The sequence below is a fragment of the Rhizobium sp. ZW T2_16 genome, from assembly GCF_044987325.1.
Classification (GTDB): domain Bacteria; phylum Pseudomonadota; class Alphaproteobacteria; order Rhizobiales; family Rhizobiaceae; genus Neorhizobium; species Neorhizobium cellulosilyticum.
In genome coordinates this window covers 165499-183275 of sequence record NZ_JBJDRG010000004.1, presented here as the reverse complement: position 1 = coordinate 183275, position 17777 = coordinate 165499, and the positions used below count along the sequence as shown (strand labels likewise).

At 61.3% G+C, this 17777-nt stretch carries 15 protein-coding genes and 2 pseudogenes; 4 read left to right on the top strand and 13 right to left on the bottom strand.

The window, feature by feature from the left end:
• Nucleotides 1–26 precede the first annotated feature (26 nt).
• The 10 genes from ACI3K0_RS13735 to ACI3K0_RS13690 all read right to left on the bottom strand — a co-directional run bounded on the left by ACI3K0_RS13735 (nt 27) and on the right by ACI3K0_RS13690 (nt 12020).
• Nucleotides 27–869, bottom strand: coding sequence for an HpcH/HpaI aldolase/citrate lyase family protein (locus ACI3K0_RS13735; RefSeq protein ID WP_404945453.1), 843 nt, complete (start codon nt 867–869; stop codon nt 27–29).
• A complete protein-coding gene (locus ACI3K0_RS13730; protein ID WP_206827887.1) occupies nt 866–1318 on the bottom strand; it encodes a MaoC family dehydratase in 453 nt (150 codons plus the stop codon). The genes ACI3K0_RS13735 and ACI3K0_RS13730 overlap by 4 nt, the downstream gene beginning before the upstream one ends.
• Nucleotides 1318–3177, bottom strand: coding sequence for an acetyl/propionyl/methylcrotonyl-CoA carboxylase subunit alpha (locus ACI3K0_RS13725; protein ID WP_404945452.1), 1860 nt, complete (start codon nt 3175–3177; stop codon nt 1318–1320). Before ACI3K0_RS13725 ends, ACI3K0_RS13730 begins: the two co-directional genes overlap by 1 nt.
• A gap of 12 nt (nt 3178–3189) precedes the next feature.
• On the bottom strand, nt 3190–4785 hold the full coding sequence (locus tag ACI3K0_RS13720; protein ID WP_404945451.1) for a carboxyl transferase domain-containing protein: 1596 nt from the start codon (nt 4783–4785) through the stop codon (nt 3190–3192).
• Nucleotides 4785–5948 carry an acyl-CoA dehydrogenase family protein gene (locus ACI3K0_RS13715; RefSeq protein WP_404945450.1) on the bottom strand — a complete coding sequence of 388 codons (1164 nt, stop codon included), beginning with the start codon at nt 5946–5948 and terminating at the stop codon, nt 4785–4787. Before ACI3K0_RS13715 ends, ACI3K0_RS13720 begins: the two co-directional genes overlap by 1 nt.
• A 28-nt stretch (nt 5949–5976) precedes the next feature.
• On the bottom strand, nt 5977–7371 hold the full coding sequence (lpdA, locus tag ACI3K0_RS13710; protein WP_404945449.1) for a dihydrolipoyl dehydrogenase: 1395 nt from the start codon (nt 7369–7371) through the stop codon (nt 5977–5979).
• 3 nt (nt 7372–7374) lie between these two features.
• Nucleotides 7375–8637, bottom strand: a complete 1263-nt coding sequence (locus ACI3K0_RS13705; RefSeq protein ID WP_404945448.1) for a dihydrolipoamide acetyltransferase family protein — start codon at nt 8635–8637, stop codon at nt 7375–7377.
• Between the two features lie 3 nt (nt 8638–8640).
• A complete protein-coding gene (locus ACI3K0_RS13700) occupies nt 8641–9654 on the bottom strand; it encodes an alpha-ketoacid dehydrogenase subunit beta (protein WP_206827875.1) in 1014 nt (337 codons plus the stop codon).
• 1 nt (nt 9655) lies between these two features.
• A complete protein-coding gene (locus ACI3K0_RS13695) occupies nt 9656–10888 on the bottom strand; it encodes a 3-methyl-2-oxobutanoate dehydrogenase (2-methylpropanoyl-transferring) subunit alpha (RefSeq protein ID WP_206827873.1) in 1233 nt (410 codons plus the stop codon).
• A gap of 130 nt (nt 10889–11018) precedes the next feature.
• On the bottom strand, nt 11019–12020 hold the full coding sequence (locus ACI3K0_RS13690) for an AraC family transcriptional regulator (protein WP_404945447.1): 1002 nt from the start codon (nt 12018–12020) through the stop codon (nt 11019–11021).
• 129 nt (nt 12021–12149) lie between these two features.
• On the opposite strand from ACI3K0_RS13690, the gene ACI3K0_RS13685 reads away from it, so the two are divergent.
• Genes ACI3K0_RS13685 through ACI3K0_RS13675 form a run of 3 tightly spaced genes read left to right on the top strand, consistent with a single transcriptional unit; the run spans nt 12150 to nt 15268 of the window.
• On the top strand, nt 12150–12917 hold the full coding sequence (locus tag ACI3K0_RS13685; RefSeq protein ID WP_404945446.1) for an SDR family NAD(P)-dependent oxidoreductase: 768 nt from the start codon (nt 12150–12152) through the stop codon (nt 12915–12917).
• Nucleotides 12918–12938: 21 nt separating this feature from the next.
• Complete coding sequence (locus ACI3K0_RS13680) at nt 12939–14126, top strand: acetyl-CoA C-acyltransferase (protein WP_206827868.1); 1188 nt, start codon at nt 12939–12941, stop codon at nt 14124–14126.
• 14 nt (nt 14127–14140) lie between these two features.
• Nucleotides 14141–15268 carry an acyl-CoA dehydrogenase family protein gene (locus ACI3K0_RS13675; protein ID WP_404945445.1) on the top strand — a complete coding sequence of 376 codons (1128 nt, stop codon included), beginning with the start codon at nt 14141–14143 and terminating at the stop codon, nt 15266–15268.
• Nucleotides 15269–15354: 86 nt separating this feature from the next.
• On the opposite strand, the gene ACI3K0_RS13670 is transcribed toward ACI3K0_RS13675, so the two are convergent.
• Nucleotides 15355–16191 (bottom strand): fumarylacetoacetate hydrolase family protein, encoded by an 837-nt coding sequence (locus ACI3K0_RS13670; RefSeq protein ID WP_404945444.1) that lies wholly within the window; start codon nt 16189–16191, stop codon nt 15355–15357.
• A gap of 306 nt (nt 16192–16497) precedes the next feature.
• A pseudogene (locus ACI3K0_RS13665) lies at nt 16498–16644 on the bottom strand (SDR family oxidoreductase); the annotation flags it as partial.
• Between the two features lie 84 nt (nt 16645–16728).
• Here ACI3K0_RS13665 and ACI3K0_RS13660 point away from each other — a divergent pair.
• Nucleotides 16729–17049: pseudogene (locus ACI3K0_RS13660) on the top strand (winged helix-turn-helix transcriptional regulator); the annotation flags it as partial.
• A gap of 134 nt (nt 17050–17183) precedes the next feature.
• On the opposite strand, the gene ACI3K0_RS13655 reads toward ACI3K0_RS13660, so the two are convergent.
• Nucleotides 17184–17567, bottom strand: coding sequence for a glycine zipper domain-containing protein (locus tag ACI3K0_RS13655; RefSeq protein WP_206827863.1), 384 nt, complete (start codon nt 17565–17567; stop codon nt 17184–17186).
• Nucleotides 17568–17777 lie beyond the last annotated feature (210 nt).

The window sequence follows — 17777 nt, the reverse complement described above, 5'->3', positions numbered from 1 at the left end:
AACGCGGCTTTGTCGGCGTTGTTGAATCACGGCGACTGCCTTTCGGCAAGCCCAAGCAGTCGTCTTGCCTGTTTCAAATGCGGTTTATCGATCATCCGGCCGTTGAAGTTAAGCACTCCCTGTCCCGGATTGGCGGAAAATGCGTCCACAATCGCCTGTGCCTGCGCCAATTCCTCGGCTGTCGGGGTGAATGCCGCATTGATGACAGGCAGCTGTTCGGGATGGATCGCCATCATGCCGGTAAAGCCGTCCCGTCTTGCACGCCGGGCATAGACGGCCAGCCCGTCGAGATCACGAAATGCCGGATAGACCGTTTCGATTGCCTCCACGCCTGCGGCATGCGCGCCGAAGAGGGTGAGCGAGCGGAGCATTTCATAGGGTGGTGTATAGCGCCCGTCCTCGTCGCGTGAACCCGTGGCGCCGATTGCAGCCGGCAGGTCTTCCGCGCCCCAGGTGAGGCCAAGGATCAAATGCCGGACGCTTCGATAACTGCCGAGTTCGAACACCGCCGCCGGCGTTTCGGTGGCAATCGGCAGGATGGGAATGCCCGGAGCGCGTACAGCCATCGCCTCGACACTTGCTCCCCCCTCGGCTTTAGGCAGCACGAAAGCATCGGGCTTCACATCCTTCAACGTGTCGAGATCATCCCCCAGAAAGCCGCTGTCGAGCGGGTTTATTCGGACGAAGAGTTTTCGGTCTCGTCTGGCGGAACGGAGAAATTCGGCGGTCATTTGCCTCGCCGCCGCCTTTGCCTCGAGCGCGACGGAATCTTCCAGGTCGAGGATCAGCGCATCGGCATCCAGCCCGAGCGCTTTTTCCATCCGGTCCGGCCGGTCACCGGGGACGAAAAGCAGGGAGCGCAATGTCATTGCGGCCTCCGGTGAAGAAGGGCGCTGCGCAGGCATTGGCAGACGATCTCGTTGCGCTGGTTGATCAGTTCATGGCGGAAGGTGACGATACCGGCCGCTGGTCGCGAACGGCTTTCCTTCAGCTCGACTATTTCGGTTTCCGCCCTCATCGTGTCGCCAATAAAGACCGGCTTGGGCATGGTGAGCTTGTCGTAACCCAGATTGGCAACGAGTGTTCCGAGCGTCGTATCGCTGACGGAAAGCCCGACCATCAGCGCGAAGGTGAAGGTGCCGTTGACGATGATCCGGCCGAATTCGCTCGCCTTTGCCGCCTCGATATCGAGATGCAGCGGCTGTGGATTATGGGTCATGGTGGAGAAGAGGAGATTGTCGGTTTCCGTCACCGTGCGGCGGATCTCGTGGGCGATCCGGTCGCCGATGGTCCAGTCCTCGAAATAGCGTCCGGCCATCATTGGTCTCCCTCGATGCGCACGAGCAGGCTGCCTTCCGTAACCTGTGCGCCGGACATGGCCTTGAGTTCGACAACGGTGCCGTCGAAAGGCGCACTCAACGTCTGTTCCATCTTCATTGCCTCGATCACCACGAGTGGCTGGCCGCGGACGACCTTCTCTCCCTCACCGACAGATACGGCGATGACGGTGCCGGGCATGGGGGCGATGATCGCGCCATCCGCATGGTTGTGGCTTCCACTGGCGTGATCGGCGCGAGGCGAGCTGAAAGGCCATGCCGCGCCATCGACAAAGACGACATCTGCGGGGCCATTACAGCTTTTGCGCCGGGAAGGGTCCAGGGTCACCAGATAGGGGCGGCCGTCTACTTCCACGCTCACCAGCCGATAGGCCTCCGCATTCAGGCGGAATCCGGCAAGCGCGGTCCATGGCTCCTGCGCGCCGGTCGGCAGGAGTGCTGCGGCAGCCGCCTGCAACACGCGCTCGTCGGGTTCTGTCGATGGAACAAGATCGGCCAGATGGCGGGCGATGAAGCCGGTATCGACGGCGCCCTCCAGAAAATCCGGGTGTTTCAAGGTGCGTGCCAGAAAGGCGGCATTGGTGCGAACGGGCCAGATTTCGACGCTCGCCATGGCATGGGTAAGTGTGTTTGCTGCCTGTCGGCGGCCTGGGGCATGGCTGATCAGCTTGGCGATCATCGGGTCGTAATGGGCGGTCACCTCGCCGCCTTGCTCGACGCCGCTATCGACGCGAACGCTTGGCGGAAGGCGCAGATGCTCCAACAGGCCGGTGGAGGGCAGGAAATTGTTGGACGGGTTTTCGGCGTAAAGCCGCGCCTCCATCGCCCAGCCGTTGATGGAAAGCTCGTCCTGCCTCAGTGGCAAGCGCTCGCCCGAAGCGACCCGGATCTGCCATTCCACCAGATCCTGCCCGGTAATTGCCTCGGTAACCGGATGTTCTACCTGCAGCCGCGTGTTCATTTCCATGAACCAGATGCGGTCGGCACGCAGTCCTTCGGAGGCATCGGCAATAAACTCAACCGTTCCGGCCCCGACATATTCCACCGCCCTTGCTGCTTTGACGGCGGCATCGCAGACGGCGTCGCGTGTTGCCGCGTCCATACCCGGTGCGGGGGCTTCCTCAATCACCTTCTGATGGCGGCGCTGCAATGAGCAGTCGCGCTCGAAGAGATGCACGACATTGCCGAACGTATCGCCAAAAACCTGAACCTCGATATGCCGCGGCGACAGGATGTATTTCTCGATCAGAACCCGGTCGTCACCAAAGGAGGAAGCCGCCTCGCGCCGGCAGCTTTCTAGTGCTGCGAGAAAATCGGAAGCCGTATCGACCTTGCGCATGCCTTTGCCGCCGCCGCCCGCAACGGCCTTGATCAGCACCGGATAACCGATCGCTTCGGCTTCCCGCTGCAGCCGGGCGGGATTCTGGTCTTCGCCGAGATAACCCGGCGTGACCGGCACGTTTGTGGCGATCATCCGTTGCTTGGCGGCGTCCTTCAGCCCCATGGCGCGGATGGCGGCGGGCGGAGCGCCCACCCATGTCAGCCCATTCGCGATAACAGCCTCTGCAAATTCGGCATTTTCCGACAGAAACCCGTAGCCGGGATGAATCGCCTGAGCGCCTGTCTGTCGGGCCGCGTCGAGAATACGGTCATGGCGGAGATAGCTGTCTCGCGCCGCGGCTGGACCGATATGTACCGCTTGATCGGCCTCGCGCACAAAGGGCATGGCGGCATCTGCATCGGAATATACGGCAATGGTGCGAATGCCGAGCCGGCTTGCGGTGCGGATGATGCGGCGGGCGATTTCTCCGCGATTGGCGATCAGCAGGCTTTCAATCACCGGTCATCCTCCTCACATCCTAAACAGGCCGAACTGCGCACGGTCGGGGATCGGCGCGTTCAGCACTGCGGAGAAGGCCAGCCCCAGCACGTCGCGGGTCTGGGCGGGATCGATTACGCCGTCGTCCCAAAGCCTGGCGGTTGCGTAATACGGATTGCCCTCGTCCTCGTATTTCTGCCGGATCGGGGTCTTGAAGGCTTCCGCTTCCGCTGCACTCCATGTCTCGGCATTGCGATGCACGGAGGCGAGGACGGATGCCGCCTGTTCGCCGCCCATGACGGAAATCCGCGCATTCGGCCATGAAAACAGGAAGCGTGGCTGGTAGGCGCGACCGCACATGCCGTAATTGCCGGCGCCGAAACTGCCGCCGATCAGCACGGTGATCTTTGGAACGGAAGCCGTTGTGACAGCCGTCACCAGCTTTGCACCGTTCTTGGCAATGCCTTCCGCCTCATATCTGCCGCCGACCATGAAGCCGGAAATATTCTGCAGGAACAGCAGCGGAATACGGCGCTGGCAGGCAAGCTCGATGAAATGCGCGCCCTTCAAGGCGCTTTCCGAAAACAGCACGCCACTATTGGCCAGAATGGCGACCGGAATACCCCAGATGCGGGCAAAACCGCAGACGAGCGTCGAACCGTAGAGGGGCTTGAACTCCTGCAGTTCCGATCCGTCGACGACGCGGGCGATGACCTCGCGCACATCATAGGGCGTGCGCACATCCTGCGGCACGACGCCGTAAAGCTCTGACGTCTCCCGCAGAGGAGGGCGCGGATTTGCGATCTCGATATCGACTGCCTTTGGCCGGTTGAGGGTCGCCACGATATCCCGGACGATCAACAGCGCATGTTCGTCATTCTCGGCGACATGATCGACGACGCCTGATTTTCTTCCATGGGTTTCCGCGCCGCCCAGTTCCTCGGCCGAAATCACTTCACCGGTCGCGGCCTTCACCAGCGGCGGGCCGGCGAGGAAGATCGTGCCCTGATTGCGCACGATCACCGTCTCGTCGGACATGGCCGGAACATAGGCGCCGCCCGCCGTGCAGCTTCCCATCACGCAGGCGATCTGCGCGATACCCGCCGCCGACATCTGCGCCTGATTGTAGAAGATCCGGCCGAAATGATCGCGGTCCGGAAAGACTTCCGCCTGATGCGGCAGGTTGGCCCCGCCGGAATCAACCAGATAGATGCAGGGCAGGCGGTTTTCAGACGCGATCTCCTGTGCCCGCAAATGCTTCTTCACCGTCATCGGGAAATAGGCGCCGCCCTTCACCGTCGGGTCATGCGCGACGATCATGCATTCGCGGCCCGACACCCGACCGATGCCGGTGATCATTCCAGCAGCCGGTGCTTCATCGCCATACATGCCGCCTGCTGCAAGCTGGCCGATTTCCAAGAGCGGCGAGCCGGGATCTAGCAGCCGCTGCACCCGGTCTCTGGGCAACAGCTTTCCGCGTGCGACATGGCGCTCGCGATGGCTTTCCGATCCGCCGCGCGCAGCCGCCGCAACTTTCTCCCGCAGTTCTTCGGAAAGCGCGCGGTTATGCGCCTCATTGGCCTTGAAGCCTTCGGAATTGCGATCGAGCGTGGTCCGGATCTGGGGCATCAGCCGTTGCCCCCCGCACCAATCACTTCCCGGCCGATCAGCATGCGGCGCACTTCATTGGTGCCGGCACCGATATCGAGCAGCTTGGCGTCGCGCCAGAAACGCTCCACCGGCCAATCCTTCGTATAGCCCGCGCCTCCGAGCGCCTGGATAGCCTGTTCGGCGACCTTTACTGCGCTTTCCGACGCATAGAGGATGGCACCGGCGGCGTCCTGCCTTGTTGTGCGGCCTGCATCGCAGGCGCGTGCCACGGCATAGACATAGGCCCGGGCTGAGTTCAGCGCCACGACCATATCGGCGACCTTGGCCTGCATCAGCTGGAAACTGCCGATCGGCACTCCGAACTGTTTTCGCTCCCGCAGGTAAGGCAACACGACATCGAGGCAGGCCTGCATGATGCCGAGCTGGATGCCGGACAGCACGACCCGCTCGTAATCGAGGCCGGACATCAGCACTTTCGCGCCGCAGTTCAGCGGTCCCATGAGATTTTCCTGCGGCACGAAGCAGTCGTTGAAAACGAGCTCGGCGGTCGGCGAGCCGCGCATGCCGACCTTGTCGATCTTCTGGCCGATGGAAAAACCGGCAAAACCCTTCTCGATCAGGAAGGCGGTGATGCCCTTCGATCCGGCGTCGGGTTCCGTCTTGGCGTAGACGACGAGGGTCTGGGCATAGGGCGCATTGGTGATCCAGAATTTGGTGCCGGTGAGGCGAAAGCCGCCTTCGACCCTGTCGGCTCGCAATCGCATGGAGACGACATCCGAACCTGCACCTGTCTCCGACATGGCGAGGCTTCCGACATGGTCTCCGGAAATCAGGCCGGGGAGATATCTTGCCTTCTGATCGGGCGTTGCCCAGCGTGCGATCTGGTTGATGCAGAGGTTGGAATGCGCTCCGTAGGACAGGCCAACGGAGGCCGAGGCGCGGCTTACCTCCTCGCAGGCGATGACATGTTCCAGATAACCCAGTCCAAGCCCGCCATCGTCTTCCGCAACCGTGATGCCATGCAGCCCGAGCGCACCCATTTCCGGCCAGAGTTCGATGGGAAAGCGATCCTTCGCATCGATCTCAGTGGCGATTGGCACAATGCGTTCGCGCGCAAAACGCTGCGTCGTCTCGCGGATCGAGCGAGCCATATCGCTAAGGCCAAAATCCATGTCAGTCATCGGGCCTCCTCCCAGATAGCCGTTCCGTTTAGATATGCAGCGCGTGTCCCATCGCCTTGAGCGCCGCCTCCTGCAGGGCTTCGCTGCGTGTCGGATGGACATGGATCGTGCCGGCGATATCCTCCAGCCGAGCCCCCATCTCGATTGCCAGCGAAAATGCCGCCGAAAGTTCGGATACGCCTGACCCGACCGCCTGCAGCCCCAGTACGAGATTGGTATCGGCCCGCGCCACAATGCGGACAAAACCGTCTTCGTCCTGCATCGTCATCGCCCTTCCATTGGCGGTGAAGGGGAACTGCCCGACCTTCACTTCGTAGCCTTGAGCGCGTGCTTCTGCCGGTGAAAGCCCGGCGCTGACGATTTCCGGATCGGTGAAGCAGATCGAGGGGATGGAGCGCTTGTCCCAGGCGCGCTTTTTCCCCGCAACTATCTCCGCCACCATCTCGCCCTGCGCGATGGCGCGATGCGCCAGCATCGGTTCGCCGGTGACATCGCCGATCGCATAGACGCCACGCATCGAAGTGCGACAGCGATCGTCGATACGCAGGTATGGACCGGATCGATCGAGATCGAGGTCTTCAAGCCCGGACCCGACGCTGCGCGGACGGCGGCCGACGGCAACGAGGATATGATCTGCCGGCAGTTCCTGCCGTCTATCCGGTCCTTCGACAACCAGCGCATCGCCCTTCTCGGAAAGCCCGATCGCTTTGGTGTTGGTGAAAAGCCTGATGCCGCGCTCAGTCAGCCTGCGTGTCACAGGCTTGATCAGGTCGGCATCGTAGATCGGCAGGATCTGCGCCGTCGCTTCCACCACGGTTACCTCCGATCCGAGCTTCGCAAAAGCGGTGCCGAGCTCCAGCCCGATATAACCGCCGCCGACCACGATGAGCCTGTTCGGCACTTGCCTAAGCGACAGTGCTTCGGTCGAGGAGATGACGGGTCCACCGAAGGGCAGGGCTGGAAGTTCGACCGGGTCGGAGCCTGTGGCGATCACCACGGTTTCCGCGCGAACGATCTGCTGGCCGGTTTCGGTTTCCACCTCCACCGTCTTGCCGTCACGGAAACGGGCGCGGCCGGAAACGATCTTGACGCGGGCCTTCTGCAACAGGCCGGAAACACCGCTTGTCAGCCGCCCGACAATGCCGTCCTTCCAGGTCATGGTGCCGGCAAGATCGATCGACGGTTGATCGACGCGAATGCCCATTGCATTGCGTCCGCCTGCCATCTGCCGTGTTGCATCAAAAACCTCCGCCGCGTGGATCAGCGCCTTGGAAGGGATGCAGCCGATGGTGAGGCAGGTGCCGCCGGGCTTGGCAGCCTCGACGATGACCGTATCGATGCCGAGCTGGCCGGCGCGGATGGCGCAGGCATAACCGCCGGGGCCGGCGCCGATGACGAGAAGCTTGCAGGAAATCTCTTTCATGGCTCACCCTTCGATGAAGATCAGGGCTGGAGTTTCAAGCAGTGTGCGCAGGCGCTGGATAAAGGTTGCCGCGTCAAAACCGTCTATGATGCGGTGGTCGAAGCTGGAGGAGAGGTTCATCATCTTGCGCGGCACGAATTGCGCCCCATCCCAGAGCGGGCGGGTGGCGATCTTGTTGACGCCGACGATCGCCACTTCCGGATGATTGATGACCGGCGTTGAGACGATGCCGCCGAGCGCGCCGAGCGAACTGATGGTGATGGTCGAACCGGTCAGCTCGTCACGCGTGGCGGTACCGGAACGGGCGGCCTCCGCCAGCCGGTTCATTTCCGTTGCGCAATCCCAGATACTGCGTGCTTCTGCGTGCCTGACGACCGGTACGGTGAGGCCTGACGGTGTCTGGGTGGCGATACCGATATTCACCGCGCCGGACCGGGTCAGTATACCGGCATCATCATCGAATGTAGCGTTGATGTCGGGCTGATCGGTTACCGCCTTGACCATTGCCCGCATCAGGAAAGGAAGGAGCGTGAGTTTCGGTTGGTCGGGCTTGCGCGCACTGTTCATCGTCGCCCGCAACTCCTCCAGCGCCGTCACGTCGACCTCTTCCACATAGGTGATATGAGGGATGCGCGAGGTGGAAAGCGTCATCTTCTCGGCGATGCGGCGGCGAAGGCCGGTGAGCTTGATCTCCTCCTTCGAGGTCTTCCTGGCAAAACCCTGCTGCGGGGCCGGTGCCTCCTTGCCATGGGCAAGGAATTGCTCGACATCCTCGCGCAGGATGCGCCCGGCCGGCCCCGTTCCGCTCAACTGGCGAAGGTCTATGCCGTTGTCTCGTGCCAGCAGCCGCACCGATGGAGCGGCAAGCGGCTTGTCCATCTCCGTTGATAGGGTTGAAGAGAGGGACGGTGCCGGTGACGTAACGGGCGTGGCAGGTTTCGTTGGTTTTTCAGCGGGCTCGGCCTTCTCTGGCCTAGGTTCTTCGGCCTTGACCGGCTCAGGAGCGGTGACTTCGTTGCTGCCACCTTCCGTCTCGATCCGGATCAGCGGTGCCCGGACTGCGATCGTGTCGCCGATCTCGCCGCCGAGCCAGATCACGGTTCCGCTGACGGGGGTAGGAATTTCCACCGTCGCCTTGTCGGTCATCACGGCGGCGACCGTCATGTCCTCGCGCACGGGATCGCCGACCTTCACCAGCCATTCGACAAGCTCGGCTTCGGCAACGCCTTCGCCGACATCCGGCATCTTGATGGTGAACTCGCCCATGGCTCAGGCCTCCATGACGTCGGTCAGCGCGCGCCCGACGCGGGCGGGGCCGGGAAAATAGTCCCATTCCTGCGCATGCGGGTAAGGCGTATCCCAGCCGGCGACGCGCATGACCGGGGCTTCGAGATGATAGAAGCAATGTTCCTGCACCAATGCTGCGATCTCCCCGCCGAAGCCGGAGGTGAGCGTTGCTTCATGCACGATAACGCAGCGCCCTGTCTTGGAGACCGACCTCACGATCGCATCTAGATCGAGCGGCAGAAGGCTTCTGAGATCGATGACTTCGGCATCAATGCCGGTATCTTCGGCGGCGGCGAGTGCCACATGCACCATCGTGCCATAGGCAATCACGGTGACGGCCGAACCTTGCCGGCGCACTTCCGCCCTGCCGATCGGGATCGAATAATAGTCATCCGGCACATCGCCGAGTGAGTGTTTCGACCAAGGGGTGACCGGCCGTTCGTGATGCCCGTCGAACGGGCCGTTATAGAGCCGCTTCGGCTCGAGGAACATCACCGGGTCGGGATCTTCGATCGCGGCAATCAGCAGGCCCTTGGCATCATAGGGATTGGATGGCACGACGACCTTGAGGCCGCAGACGTGGGTGAACAGAGCTTCCGGGCTCTGGCTATGGGTCTGTCCGCCAAAAATACCGCCGCCGGTGGGCATGCGCACCACGATCGGGCAGGTGAAATCGCCGTTGGAGCGATAGCGGATGCGCGCGGCCTCCTGCGTCAGCTGGTCATAGGCGGGGTACATATAGTCGGCGAACTGGATTTCGACGCAGGGTTTCAGCCCATAGGCGGCCATGCCGATGGCGGTGCCGACGATGCCGGATTCGTTGATCGGCGTGTCGAAACAGCGGGTCTTGCCGTATTTCGCCTGCAACCCTTGCGTACAGCGGAAAACGCCGCCGAAATAACCGACATCCTCGCCGAAGACCACGACATCCTCATCCCGCCCCATCGCGACATCCATGGCGCTTCTCACCGCCTCGATCATCGTCATCCGGGCCATGTCAGTATCCCGCCTTCTGCCGCTGGCGGCGCAGATGCGGCGGCATCTCGGCATAGACGCCTTCGAAGATATCGCGCACGGAGGGCCTGCCGCCGGCATGCATCGTTCCGTGTTCCTCGGCCTTGCGCTGGGCGGCGATCACCTCGTCCGCGATTTCCGCTTCCGCCTGCACATGCCGTTCTTCAGACCAGAGGCCGCGCAGGATCAGGTGTTTCTTCAACCGCAAGACCGGATCTCCAAGCGGCCAGGCTTCGGATTCCGTCTTCGGACGGTAGGCGCTCGGGTCGTCGGAGGTGGAATGCGCGCCGACCCGGTAGGTGACGTATTCGATCAGCGTCGGCCCGAGATTGCGCCTTGCCCGCTCCGCCGCCCAACAGGCGACGGCATGCACGGCCAAATAATCATTGCCATCGACCCTCAGCGCCGGAATGCCGAAACCGAGGCCGCGGGCGGCAAAGGTGCCGGAGCCGCCGCGGGCGATGCCCTGAAATGTCGAGATGGCCCACTGGTTGTTGACGACGTTGAGGATGACCGGCGCCCGGTAAGTCGAGGCGAAGACCAGCGCCGAATGAAAATCCGATTCCGCCGTCGATCCGTCACCGATCCAGGCGGCGGCAATGCGGCTGTCGTTCTTGATCGCCGACGCCATGGCCCAGCCGACGGCCTGCACATATTGCGTGGCGAGATTGCCGGAAATCGTGAAGAAGCCATGCTCCTTCGACGAATACATGATCGGCAGCTGCCGGCCGCGCAACGGGTCGCTTTCGTTGGAATAGATCTGGTTCATCATCTCGACCATCGGATAGTCGTCGGCGATGAGAAGGCCTGCCTGTCGGTAGGTGGGGAAATTCATGTCGCCCTTGTTCAAGGCTTTGCGAAAGGCACAGCTGACGGCTTCCTCGCCCAGATGCTGCATGTAAAACGACGTCTTGCCTTGCCGCTGCGCCATCAGCATGCGGGCATCGAAGGCCCGGAGCGTCATCATGTGGCGCAGGCCGGTTCTCAGGTCGTCATCGGACAAAAGTCCGGCCCAGGGGCCGACTGCCTCGCCATCCCGGTTCAGCACGCGGATGATCGAATAGGCGAGATCGCGAATGTCTTCGGCTGGCGCATCCACGTCCGGGCGCGGCACAGCGCCAGCCCTTGCGATCTTCACGTTGGAAAAATCGGGCTGCCCGCCCGGACGCACTGCAGGCTCCGGAACGTGCAGGCTCAGATGACCTGTATCAACCATATTTCCTCCCGATCGACCTGCTTCTCCTCAAAAGCGTGTCGATTGGAAAAGAATGGTATTCGCAGCGCCAATGGCAAGCCATGACAGAACTGCTGTGAATTTTCGGACAGTTTTGCCACAGATGAGCCGGCTACAGGCTCGTCTGGCTCTTTCGGAAGGCTTCTGGGCTTTGCCCCATCCATTTCTTGAATGCCCGATAGAAGGCGCTCGGTTCGGAATAGCCGAGACGGGTGGCGATCTCGCTGACGGTTTCGCCCGTATTGGTCAGCATACCGCAGGCGAGGTCGCGGCGGATCTCGTCCTTTATGCCGGCATAACTTTGGCCCTCGTCATGCAGGCGGTGGCGAAGCGTCGAAGACGACATGCGCATGTCGTTGGCGAGTGTCGCGAAGCTTGCCCAGTCGGCAGGTTCCCTCTGGGTAAGGCGACGCCTGACCGCCGCAGCCGTTCCGGCGTCATAGCGATAGCGCAACAGGATGTTTGCAGGTGCGCCGCGCAGGAACTGCCGCAATTGCTGCTCGTTGCGCGAGATCGGCAGGGTCAGCATGGCGGCGTCAAAGCCCAGCCGGCTGACGGATTGCGAAAAACGGATTGGCGCGCCGAAAAAGAGCCGGTGATCGGCGCTCTGTTCCGGCTCGGCGCAGCGGAAATCGACGAGGCGGATCGGGATGCGGCGGCCGACCAGCCAGCAGATAAGCCCATGCAGGATGATCCAGTAGCTGCGATAGGCAAAGGCGGATCGAGGCTTTCCCTGGTCGCTCAACTGCACCTCCGCAATACCGTCATGAACGATAAGCCGGCCCGTCGGCTCACCGAGAACGAGGTTGAGAAAGCGCAACGCCCGCCGCAATGCCCGCTCCAGCGTCGGGGCATGCAGCACGCAATGGCAGAGAAGGGTAAAGCTGCCGCGCTGCATCGGTCGGGTGCCGAGGCCGAAACATTCGTCGTCGAGTTCGGCGGCAATCGCCAGCCACAATTGCCCGAATGTCTGCGCCGAAACCGGCTCGGTGACGACAGGCGGCAGGCCGAGATCGCGAAGCAACGGCTCGGTCGGACGCCCGCTGCGCCTCAGGCTGTCGAGCGCTTCCCCGACAAAGCTCGGGGCGATCATATGTCGTTCGGTCTCAGCCATCACTTCAGCCCATATGGCAAAACTGGCCGAAATTATGGATCACTTCCGTCATCGCTTGCAACAGTGAAAGCTTATAAAGTGCCATCTGCCATGCGGGTTGAGGAGCCTGCCGGCGAGGGAGGGTTACGTATGCTGATCCGTGATGCCGGTTTCATCGTCTCCGGCGGCTGTTCCGGCCTCGGCGCCGCGACGGTGCGCATGCTGGCCGAGGCTGGTGGGCGCGTGATGATCGCCGACCTCGACCGTGACAAGGGTGAGGCCTTCGCCCAGGAATTCGCGGGGCGCGTGCATTTCGTCCGAACCGACGTCACCAGCGCCATGGATGGCGAAGCGGCTGTCGCTGCGGCAATGGAAGCCTTTGGTAATCTACGCGGGCTGATCAATTGTGCCGGCATCGCGCCCGCGCAGAAGGTGATCGGCCGCGACGGGCCGCATGAACTCGAAAATTTTGCCCGGACGATCAATGTCAATCTGGTCGGCTCCTTCAACCTGCTCAGGCTTGCGGCCAATGCGATAAGGGATAGCGAACCCGATGCCGAGAGCGAGCGCGGCGTGATCGTCAATACGGCCTCGATCGCGGCATTCGACGGGCAGGTCGGACAGGCGGCCTATGCGGCCTCCAAAGGCGGGATTGCGGCGATGACGCTGCCGATCGCCCGTGAACTGGCGCGTTACGGCATTCGTGTCATGACCATAGCGCCCGGCGTTTTCGAAACGCCGATGATGGCGGCCATGCCTGAGGAAGTGCGCCATGCGCTCGGTAGCAGTGTGCCATTTCCTCCACGGCTCGGGAGGCCATCCGAGTTTGCGGCGCTGGTTCGCCAAATCCTGGAAAACACCATGCTGAACGGCGAAGTCATTCGCCTCGACGGCGCAATCCGGATGGGAGCGCGCTGATTGGCGCACAGAGGAGGCAAGATGCAATTGCAGGATCCCGTCGTCATCGTTGGTTCGGCCCGCACGCCGATCGGCGGCTTTCAGGGCGAATTGAAGGACGTGACCGCAGCAGATCTCGGTGCGGTATCCATTCGCGCCGCTCTTGAGAGAAGCGGCGTGCAAGCGGATGGGGTTGACGAAGTCGTCGTCGGCTGCGTGCTTCCGGCCGGACAGGGGCAGGCGCCGGCAAGGCAGGCGGCGATCCATGCCGGGCTTCCTTTCGCCGCGGGTGCGACGACGGTCAACAAGATGTGCGGTTCCGGCATGAAGGCCGTTATGATGAGCCATGACCTGATTGCCGCCGGTAGTGCTGCAATTGCTGTTGCCGGCGGCATGGAGAGCATGACCAATGCGCCATATCTTCTGGATCGGGCGCGGGGCGGTTACAGGCTGGGGCATGGCCGCGTCCTCGACCACATGTTTCTCGACGGGCTCGAAGACGCCTATGACAAGGGGCGGTTGATGGGCACATTCGCCGAAGATTGCGCCGAGGCCTATCAGTTTACCCGTGAGGCGCAGGACGAATATGCCGTAACTTCCCTCATGCGGGCGCAGAAGGCGATCGCGGAAGGCTGGTTCGACAGCGAGATCGTTCCGGTCACGGTCAAATCTGGCAGAACCGAGCAGGTGGCGCATCGGGATGAACAGCCCGGCAAGGCCAAACCCGAAAAGATCGCGACCCTGAAACCCGCTTTTCGTGAGGGTGGTACGGTGACGGCTGCCAATTCCAGCTCGATCTCGGATGGCGCGGCGGCACTGGTGCTGATGCGGCGTTCGCAAGCCGAACGCAGGGGGCTTACGCCGCTCGCTACGATCATCGGCCATGCCACGCATTCGCAGGAGCCGGCGCTCTTTGCCACGGCACCGATCGGTGCCTTGCAAAAGCTCTCCGACCGGACGGGCCTGTCGCTTTCCGATGTCGACCTGTTCGAGATCAACGAGGCCTTCGCGGTCGTCGCCATGGCGGCGATGCGGGATCTCGACCTGCCGCATGACAAGGTCAATGTGCATGGCGGTGCCTGTGCGCTCGGTCATCCGATCGGCGCATCCGGCGCGCGTATTCTGGTGACGCTGATTGCAGCACTTGAACGCTACGACCTGAAACGCGGCATGGCGGCACTTTGCATCGGCGGTGGCGAAGCGACGGGCATTGCCATCGAACGATCCTGACGGGAGGAAGACCGATGATCCTTTCGGAAACCCAGCAGCAGATCCGCGAAATGGCCCGCAGCTTTGCCCGCGAGCGCCTGGCGTCGGGTGCTGCAAAACGGGACAGGGAACACCTTTTCCCGAGTGAAGAGTTGCAGGAAATGGGTGCGCTCGGGCTGCTCGGCATGCTGGTGCCGGAAGCTTATGGCGGATCGGATACCGGTGTGCTCGCCTATGCGGCGGCCGTCGAAGAGATCGCGGCCGGCGATGGGCCTTGCTCGACGATCATGAGTGTCCACAGTTCTGTCGGCTGCGTGCCGATCCTCAAATTCGGGACGGAGGAACAGAAGGAGCGCCTTTTGCCGCGTCTTGCGTCCGGCGAGTGGATCGGAGGTTTTGCGCTGACCGAACCGCAAGCGGGTTCTGACGCCTCGAACCTCAAGACGCGCGCCCGGCGCGATGGCGATCATTACGTGATCGACGGCGCAAAACAGTTCATCACCTCGGGCAAGAACGGCCAGATGATCATAGTTTTCGCCGTCACTGATCCCGACGCGGGCAAGAGGGGCATAACGGCCTTCATCGTTCCGACCGATACGCCCGGTTATGAGGTGATCCGCGTCGAGGAGAAACTCGGCCTTCATGCATCCGACACCTGCCAGATCGCGTTTAATGAGATGCGGATTCCAGCGGACTTGAGGCTTGGCGAAGAGGGAGAGGGTTACCGGATCGCGCTTGCCAATCTGGAGGGCGGCAGGATCGGCATTGCGGCGCAATCGGTCGGCATGGCGCAGGCGGCCTTCGAGGCGGCGCGCGATTACGCCCGCGAGAGAAAGGCTTTCGGCAAGGCAATCTTCGATCACCAGGCCGTTGCCTTCCGGCTGGCCGACATGGCAACACAGATTGAAGCGGCCCGACAACTCGTCTGGCATGCGGCTGCATTGCGGGAGGCCGAGATGCCCTGTCTTTCGGAGGCTTCGATGGCGAAGCTCTTTGCATCGGAAATCGTCGAACGCGTCTGCTCCGACGCGATCCAGATCCATGGTGGTTATGGTTATATGAGCGATTATCCGGTGGAGCGTATCTATCGGGACGCGCGCATTTGCCAGATCTATGAAGGCACGAGCGACATTCAGCGGCTGGTCATTGCGCGGAATTTGTGAATGCCCGCCTCTGAAATAGACGCGGGCAAAATCGGAATCGCATCTACGGATGTAATTCGCTGTGCTTGGCTCGATGCCTGTATGGGCTACCTGACAGTTTGGCGCTGATCTCCCAAACCGTCGATCCCAAGCGTCATCACATCGCCTCGTTTGAGATAGGTCGGCGGCTTCATGCCCATTCCGACACCGGGCGGTGTGCCTGTCGTGATGATATCACCAGGTTCCAGCCGCATGAAACGCGACAGGTAGGAGACGATATGGGCAAGCGAGAAGATCATCGAGCTTGTCGAACCGGTCTGTCGGCGCTCGCCGTTGACATCGAGCCAGAGACCGAGGTTCTGGACATCGGCAATTTCGTCACGGGTAACGAGCCCGGGGCCGATAGGACCATAGGTCGGCAGGCTCTTGCCCTTGATCCACTGGCCGCCGCACTCGATCTGATAGGAGCGTTCCAACACGTCGTTGCAGATGCAGAAACCCGCCACGTGGTCGAGAGCATCAGCCTCGGAGACGTTGAAGGCGGCAGTGCCGATCACCATCGCGATCTCCACTTCCCAATTCGATCTCTCCGATCCTTCCGGCATAACCACGTCGTCGGTTGGGCCGGAAATGGAGGAGGGCGCCTTGCTGAAGGCGACGGGCTCGCTCGGGATGGGCATGTTGGATTCATGCGCGTGATCGACATAGTTCAGGCCGATCGCGATGAAATGTCCGGGTTTTGCCACGCAGGGGCCGAGCCGCGCGCTATTTTCGGCGATCGGCAAGGTAGCTAGGTCGGCATTGCGGATCCGTTGAAGGCTTGCCGGCGACACCGCCTCGCCTGCGAAATCCGCAACAAGGCTGCTCACCTCGCGAATGCGGCCTTCGCCATCCAAAATGCCAAGGCGCTCTGCGCCCGGCCCGCCAAATCGAACCAGTTTCATAATCTCTCCTGAGATGTAGGGGATTGGGAGCAGGCCGAAGCGGCACCCGGCGTTTCGGGAGAGACTACAGCTTCGACATCCACTACGGCCACAGCCCTAACAGTGCAGTTCCTGCAAATGGCGCTGACACAGCGATGGTTGAAGCTGGGCCGGATCGCACGGATCGTGTTGAACGTTACGCGCGAGCAGGTACAGGACGCGCCGGAGTCTGAAGGTGTCGCGGCTGCTCAACAGTAAAGTCCTCAAGTGGTGCGCTCGTTTGGAATGCAAGCGCACCACATCTACGATAGCTTCATTTCCATAGGCTCAGATCTGCCGCATTCCTCCATCGACGCAAAGTTCGACACCTGCGATGTAGCTTGCCTCGTCGCTCAGCAGGAAAAGCGTAGCCGCCGCGACTTCCTCTGGACGTGCCATCCGCTTCATAGGTATAGGCGCATTCAAAGACTCGCGGACATCATCTCCTTTCACTTGACGGTCTCGAAATGATATACGCTGTAAATCTGATATCCATTACGCACCCTGAGTAGCCTAGATATGGACCAGTATATCGACTCGGAATCTCTATCCTGTCGCGCCCTTAACGAGATGACGGTCGTGCGTCCCGTGCTGGATAAGATTGCAGATAAGTGGACGATACTTATATTGACCGTGATTTGTCCGAAGCCGTCACGGGTTAACGAGATCAAGCGACGTCTCGACGCGATTACGCACAAAGCGCTTGCAGAGGCGCTGAAGAGGCTGGAACGAAATGGTTTGGTGACGAGGACTGTCTTGCCAACGCAGCCGATTGGTGTCGAATACGCAATTACCCCTTTGGGGCATTCTCTAAGACAACCATTTGAAGCGCTCTGCGCCTAGTCGCTAGAAAATGGCCCTCAGATCGAGGCGGCCGCCGCTCGCTTTGATAAGGCAGGTAAATAAGCTAGGTACTGTAAGCAAATCGGCCACCCACGTCGGCAATGGGAGGCCTTGTTGATGTTCATGTCCAGTTATCGCGTAATTCCGACGATAAAGCCGACTACGGCAGCAAGGCCGATCGCCTGCCAAGGATTTCGTTGGATCCTATTCCTCACGTTGTCGGTCGCTCGATACTGCAGGCTCTCGGCCTCGTCCCTGAGAGCAGCGAGCTGCTCGCGCGGCTCAACGTACGGGTCATTTCGATGTTCAAGGATCGATTCGAGAGCTTGGTCGACACGTGGCGCATCGGATGCTGCCCGTCGCCCAGTTCCTGAGGGTATAGAGGTCGTGGTGGCCGAAACTTGATCAGACGCCGGGAACGTTTCCTCCAAACCCTCATCTAGAAGACTGGTCGATCTTTGCCGAACCTGTTCGGCTTCGAATGCTTCAACCGCAGCTGATTTTTCATTCGCCATTTCCACCTCCTTAAAATCTTTAGCACAACTCATGATCTGTGTTTGTATCGCCGCGAGCCCCGGCTATGCATGTGCGCCACTGGAGGAATCCAGTCGATCGAGACGCGGCGGCGCTTATAGAACCCTTCTGATTGCCTTGAGTTGCTGAGACGAGCCGATCGTACGGTTCCGTACCGTCGTCCTTACGAATGGAACGTGCTCAACTGTCAT